The following is a 6,893-nucleotide window of genomic DNA, read 5'->3' on the forward strand; positions in this document are numbered from 1 at the left end:
AAAAAAGGTAGATTTCCTCAGAATAAACTGAGAAAATCTACCTCTATTGGCCCGAAGGGACTTTTTCAGTGCCCTCGGAAAACCAAGGTTCCTTTTTTATGTTGAATCGAAAGAAATGCATCATCTAGGAATATTAGATGACTGACTTGACAGTGATTGATCACATTTTCCCCTTTGTAGGTCCTTCCTTTTAAAAATAGCATAAAGAAAGGCGAGGAAAATCAGGGTGGAAGAAAATCGGAACGTTGTTTCGACACTATATGTTTCTGTTATATAGCCTAACAGCAAGACAGAACCGGCAAATGTAAGATTGATGACCGCTCCCCAAACTGCATAAATTTTCGCAAGCGTCTTTTCCGAAGCATGGTCTTGGAATAGCTTGGTGTAAATCACTTCCCGGATTTGTTCAGGGAGACCATACAGACATGCCAGCAGCAATGCGAATGCTGGAATACTGGTAGATCCAAAAAGCAGGATCAGCATTGCACTGAGAAATAGTCCGAAAATGATGAAGAATCCAATATGTTTTTCTAGTAACTTGGCAAAACGGATGACGATCAATCCACTGAAAATCATGCCGATAAAGTAGCTTGTGTTAATGTATCCCCACCACTCCTCACCTAATTGCAAGTTCTCATCAACATATACATAAATAACGGCAGCTACCCAAACGCTTGAAGCTAACGTTGTGATAAAATCAATGGAAATGAGTGTACGGATAGTTGGGAGATGGCGAATCGCTATCCATCCGGATTTAATCGAATCCCGGTTTGACGGACGAACGGTGTTCGTTGTTTGTTCTGAGACTTCAATTTTTACTGTATAGAGGGTTGAAACGGCAAACAGTATGACCGTAAGCCAGATAATGATACTGCTGTTGGTACTTATTAATAAGACGGAACCGAGAGGCCATCCTGCTACAAAGATGGTCTGGGTGATCATATTCAAGAAACCATTCGCCTTCATCCGTTCTTCTTTTGGAACTAATTGAGGAACCAAAGCTGCGCTAACCGGGGCAGCGACTCCATCCAATAATGAAATCATGGCAATGAAGAATATGACGGCAACAGCAAAACCATGATTGAAATTTGTTATATAGATTCCTAAGACAACGAGTAAGATAGTCTTCCACCATTGAGATTGTACAAGGATTCCTTTTAAAGGAAACCTGTCGATGACAAGGGGGGCAAGCAGACTACTGATAAACCGAAAAATCGTTGTAGTGAAAGGGAGCAGACTCAAATAAAAGGCCGATCCCGTTAAGGTATATAATAGTGAAATCAACCCGACTACATAAAATATATCCCCTAGATTTGCAAACGCCTGACTGATCCAAAGGCATCGAAACGATTTGTTTTTCATGAGTACCATCCTTTTACGAGAATAAAGTCCATTGATAATTAGAATGGTTTTTTATTTACACTGGATTCACTCCTTCATTTAATAGATTGAAAGAGCCGGGTTGGGCTGTTTTATATAGATGATTTTACCATAATATGAATATGTAGGTTCTGAAATGCTTGCTGATTATTGAATATAGAATTATACTCCTTAATATATGTTAAAAAGGAGAAAAATTTGATGATTCGACGCTTTCTACATATTACCTGCCGCATAAGCGGTTATTCATTATTGACTTCTTCAGTGCAGTGGTCGTTGCGGTACTTGAACTTGCATTTCCGCTCGCAGTTCAGTGGTTTATCGATACACTGCTGCCTGGCGATAATTGGTCTGCAATTGTTTCAGTAAGTGCCGGTTTGTTCCTTCTCTATATCATTAGTACCTTCTTACAGTTCATCGTAGGGTATTGGGGTCACAAATTGGGTATCAATATTGAGACTGATATGCGTGAAGAATTATTTGAACATGTGCAAAAACAATCTTTTCGTTTTTTTGATAACACGAAAACCGGCCATATCATGAGCCGTATAACCAATGATCTGTTCGATATTGGTGAACTTGCTCACCATGGTCCCGAAGATTTATTCATCGCCTTCATGACTTTTATAGGTGCATTTTGGATTATGCTGACAATAAATGTGAAACTGGCACTCATATCCGTATGTATATTACCGTTCCTCGTTTTATTGATTGTCATTAGTAATTTAAAGATGAATAAAGCCTGGAGAAAAATGTATACGGAAGTTGCTGATGTAAATGCCCGTGTAGAAGATAGCGTCTCAGGAGTGAGGGTTGTCCAATCCTTTACTAATGAAACATATGAAATGAATAGATTTTCTACTAATAATCGCAGATTCCGTAAAGCGAAACTTCTTGGATATAAGGTAATGTCCTTTAGCTTATCAGGCATTTACATGATGACGAGGTTTATGACCCTTGCCGTGTTGGTGATGGGAGCTTGGCTAACTTTTCATGGGCAGCTCTCTTATGGTGAACTGGTTGCATTCGTTTTATATGTAAACGTATTATTTAAGCCAATCGACAAAATCAGTGCGTTGATGGAACTCTATCCAAAAGGGATGGCCGGCTTTAAGCGTTTTACGGAACTTCTTGATGTCGCACCTGATGTCGTGGATAAAAAGGATGCAATAGCGGTTTCTTCCCTTTTGGGTGATATTTCCTTTAAAGGCGTTTCTTTCAACTATGAAGACAAAAAATCCGTTTTAAAAGGTATTGATCTTACTATTAAAGCGGGTGATACCGTCGCTTTTGTCGGGCCATCTGGAGCAGGGAAAACTACAATATGTTCATTAATCCCACGATTTTATGATGTAAATGCCGGTTCGATTTCCATTGATGGAATTGATATTCGTGAGATGCTGAAAAAGTCATTGCGGTCACAAATTGGCATTGTCCAGCAAGATGTTTTCCTATTTACAGGAACTGTTAAAGAAAACATTGCGTACGGAATGCTAAATGCATCAGATGAACAAATTATGGAAGCCGCAAGGAAGGCCCATTTAGAGACTTTCATTGAAGGACTTCCAAAAGGCTATGAGACTCAAATAGGTGAACGTGGTTTGAAATTATCGGGGGGACAGAAACAACGAATTGCAATAGCAAGGATGTTTTTGAAGAATCCGCCAATATTAATTCTCGATGAGGCAACCTCTGCACTCGATACTGAGACGGAACGAATAATTCAGCAGGCCCTTACTGAACTTGCCGAAAACAGAACTACGTTAATCATCGCACACCGATTGGCAACCATTCGTAATGCTGACAAAATCGTAGTTGTTACTGAAGGAGGAATTGTTGAAGAAGGCGGTCATGATGACTTACTTAAACAGGGGGGCATTTTTTCCAATCTGCATCAATTACAATACCAAAAATGATAAAAAGCTATATGTCCTTACGAGGATATATAGCTTTTTTAATAGAATGGAATTCAATCAATCATGATTTCGATAAAACACAATATTAAATTGATATTACAAAAGGAATCCAACAAATTACAGCTCACTTTTAATGAAGAAATCGAAAAATGTTAGAAACTTTGCCATTATTAAAATTTTCCCAAAAAAGAAAAATAGAAATTCCGTTTAGTCATTTACACTCTAGGTTGCGAGGGGGTGTTTAGTCGGTTAGACGTTCAAATTAAGGCGAAATCTAATAGGTTCGCCTATATCAATAGGATTGGCTGTGCATACAATAAAGGGTAGACGGAGAGGCCATAAACCAGAAAAGAGTAAGGAGTGAAAATCGTGAAAGTAATGACCATTTTAGGGACCCGACCTGAAATCATCAGATTAAGTCTTATTATAAAGAAGTTGGATCAGTATGCCGATTCACATATTCTAGTGCACACTGGACAAAATTTCACTACATCCTTAAGCGAAATATTCTTCCAGCAGTTACAGGTAAGGAAACCTGATTATGTCTTGCTGAGTCAACAGAAATCCCTCGGCGAACAGTTAGCGGCCATTTTTAAGAATTTAGAGACCATCCTATTAAATGAAAAACCAGACAAAGTACTAGTGTTGGGGGATACGAACTCCGGGCTCAGCTCCATCTTAGCAGAAAGACTGGGCATCCCGGTCATTCATATGGAAGCAGGCAACCGTTGCTTTGACCTGGAAGTGCCTGAAGAGAAAAATCGCCGGATCATTGATGCTGTTTCAAGCTTGAATTTACCTTATACTCCTCAAAGTAAAGTGAATCTTTTGAATGAAGGTATTCCCAGTAAAAGAATCTATTTATCGGGGAACCCCATTTTCGAAGTTTTGAACCATTACAACAATGAGATTGAGCAAAGTGTAATTTTGGACAAATTGAATCTGGATAAGGAGGATTATTTCCTCGTAACCGCCCATCGTGCCGAAAATGTTGACTATGAAGATCGATTGATCGAAATTATGAAGGGCATTAATATGGTCGCCGAAACCTATCAAAAAAGAATCGTATGCAGTTTACATCCCCGGACAAAATCCCGCATAGAACTCAGCCACAAATTAGAAGTGCACCCATTAATTGAATTCCATGAGCCATTTGGTTTCTTTGACTTCGTAAAGCTTGAAAAAAGTGCTTTTTGTGTGCTGACCGATAGTGGCACCGTTCAAGAGGAATGCTGCTTGTTCCATGTACCGACCGTGACGATACGAAAAACAACGGAAAGGCCAGAAACCATTGAGTCGGGCAGCAATATGTTATCGGGAATTAATGCTAAACAAATCGTCAATTGTGTAAAGATTATGGTTAACCAGCAAAAAAACTGGACAATTCCAGAAGGCTACGACCATAAAAATGTTTCGGATAAAGTGCTTAAAATAATATTGGGAGGCCATGAAATTGATTAAGAATCGAACAATCTTGGTAACAGGCGGTACAGGCTCATGGGGATATGAATTGGTAAGGCAACTACTGGATTTTGAACCGAGTGAAATACGGATTTTTTCAAGGAATGAGTCTAATCAATTCACAATGAAACAAGAGTTTGATAACAATCCGAAATTGCATTTCATTATCGGAGACATAAAAGAGAAGGATGCGTTATTGGAAGCATGCCAAGGCGTTGATTATATCTTTCATTTGGCCGCATTAAAGCATGTTCCTGTATGTGAAGATCAACCCATAGAAGCATTAAAGACGAACGTAATTGGTACACAGAATGTTATAGAAGCAGCTATAAGCTGTAATGTGCATTCAGTTGTGAACATTTCTACAGACAAGGCTTCGAATCCATCCAATTTTTATGGTTTATCAAAAGCAATGGCCGAAAGGTTGATCATACACGCTAATACATTAAACACGAAAACTAGATTTGTATGTATCCGCGGCGGAAATGTTTTGGGAACGAACGGAAGTGTCATCCACGTATTCAAAAAGCAAATCAAAGAAAAGGGAAAAATAGGTATCACGGATTTAAATATGACAAGGTTCTTTTTAACCATTGAAGAAGCGATTAAATTGGTATTTAAGGCAACCTTTGAAAGCATTGGCGGAGAAATATTCGTGATGAAAATGCCATCCTGTAAAATTATTGACCTCGCTGAAGTTTTAATACAAGCGTCCAATAAAGGAAATGTTGATGTGGAAGTCCTAGGTATCCGTCCTGGTGAAAAACTCCATGAGATCTTACTTTCAGAATATGAAAGCACGACGGCAATTGCCTATGATGAAGAATATTATGTAATACTGCCAGCCATTCACATAGAGGGCATAAAGGAACATTACTCTAAATACCAGTCTGTTAGTTTAGAAGATTATAACTCTGGCACAGGACTAATGGGTAAAGCCCAGATTAAGGAAATGTTAAAGAAAGGTGGCTTCATTTAACATGAAGGTACTAGTCCTTGGTGGACAAGGAATGGCAGGCCATGTAATAAAAGATTATTTCACAGGGGACCCCAAATATCAGGTAACCTATACGTCAAGGGATCCGAATGATAAAAAGGGCTTATATCTGGATGTAACCGATTTAACGAGTCTAGAGGAAATTATGGATAAAGTAAAACCCGACATTACGATCAATTGTATTGGGATATTAAATGATCATGCAAGTGATAATACGAAACTCGCTTTTCAGGTTAATAGTGTGTTTCCCCATCAGCTTGTCAAATTGAGCGAACGCAATAATGGGAAATTGATTCATATCAGTACAGATTGTGTATTTTCAGGCACAAAAGGAGATTATACCGAGAACGATTTTCCTGACAGTACCACGATTTATGGTCAGTCTAAACACTTAGGAGAAATTATTAGCGAAAAACATTTGACGATACGGACCTCCATAATAGGCCCAGAACTAAAAAATGATGGAATTGGTTTATTCCTTTGGTTCATGAAACAAAAAGGTGAAATAAAAGGGTATGAAAAAGTGCTTTGGAATGGTGTAACAACACTTGAATTGGCTAGAGCGATAGACACGATGATCCAGAAGAATATTACTGGGTTATATCATTTAGGCTCGGAGGAGAAAGTCTCAAAGTTATCCTTATTGAAATTGATTGCAGAAGTCTTTGAGAAAAATGATGTAGAAATTATTCCGGATTCAAATATAGTTCTGGATCGAACCATAAAGAATGGTCGGTCCGATTTTAAATACCAAGTTCCAACTTATGAAAAGATGTTAGCAGACTTAAAAGATTGGATAAGAAAGCAAGAAACAAACAGACAAAATGGTTAATGTAAGTATTAACCACTTTTTAGTGCCTGAAAGGCTTAAACGGAAGAACCGAATGATAAAATAAATAATGTAGAGAATCTATTTTATTTTGTCATAAGGTGATTTCTTTGAGGATATCTGAAAAAAACAATATTAAATATTAATGGTCAAGAAAGAAAATATGCTTATGACCATTAGTATATTACATATATTAGTGATCAAATGCTAAAAAAATTACTTTAGGATGAAGTAAATGAAAATTGTATGTAGAATTAGGCGGGAACGTAAAAATACAGGTATCAAAGATAAAACGAATATAAGAAGGAAA

4 protein-coding genes and 1 pseudogene are annotated in these 6,893 nt (G+C 37.9%); 4 read left to right on the forward strand and 1 reads right to left on the reverse strand.

All coding sequences use genetic code 11. The features are described 5' to 3' along the window. Positions 1-120 precede the first annotated feature (120 nt). Positions 121-1,362, reverse strand: a complete 1,242-nt coding sequence (locus N9I19_RS23475; protein WP_317779155.1) for an MFS transporter — start codon at positions 1,360-1,362, stop codon at positions 121-123. A gap of 219 nt (positions 1,363-1,581) precedes the next feature. Here N9I19_RS23475 and N9I19_RS23480 point away from each other — a divergent pair. The 4 genes and pseudogenes from N9I19_RS23480 (at position 1,582) to N9I19_RS23495 (ending at position 6,586) form a co-directional block, all read left to right on the forward strand. Next, positions 1,582-3,296, forward strand: a pseudogene (locus N9I19_RS23480) (ABC transporter ATP-binding protein). Positions 3,297-3,665: 369 nt separating this feature from the next. Continuing rightward, complete coding sequence (gene wecB, locus N9I19_RS23485; protein WP_317779156.1) at positions 3,666-4,757, forward strand: non-hydrolyzing UDP-N-acetylglucosamine 2-epimerase; 1,092 nt, start codon at positions 3,666-3,668, stop codon at positions 4,755-4,757. Then, a complete protein-coding gene (locus N9I19_RS23490) occupies positions 4,750-5,736 on the forward strand; it encodes a polysaccharide biosynthesis protein (RefSeq protein WP_317779157.1) in 987 nt (328 codons plus the stop codon). Before wecB ends, N9I19_RS23490 begins: the two co-directional genes overlap by 8 nt. A gap of 1 nt (position 5,737) precedes the next feature. Then, the gene (locus N9I19_RS23495; RefSeq protein ID WP_317779158.1) at positions 5,738-6,586 is read left to right on the forward strand and encodes a dTDP-4-dehydrorhamnose reductase family protein; all 849 of its coding nucleotides are present in this window, start codon (positions 5,738-5,740) and stop codon (positions 6,584-6,586) included. The last annotated feature ends 307 nt before the right edge of the window (positions 6,587-6,893 follow it).

It is taken from the genome of Peribacillus sp. CSMR9 (assembly GCF_033141925.1).
Classification (GTDB): domain Bacteria; phylum Bacillota; class Bacilli; order Bacillales; family DSM-1321; genus Peribacillus; species Peribacillus simplex_A.

Coding starts and splice junctions, on each gene's coding strand:
- N9I19_RS23475 (WP_317779155.1), bottom strand. CDS start 1,362: ATGAAAAACAAATCGTTTCGATGCCTTTGGATCAGTCAGGCGTTTGCA.
- N9I19_RS23495 (WP_317779158.1), top strand. CDS start 5,738: ATGAAGGTACTAGTCCTTGGTGGACAAGGAATGGCAGGCCATGTAATA.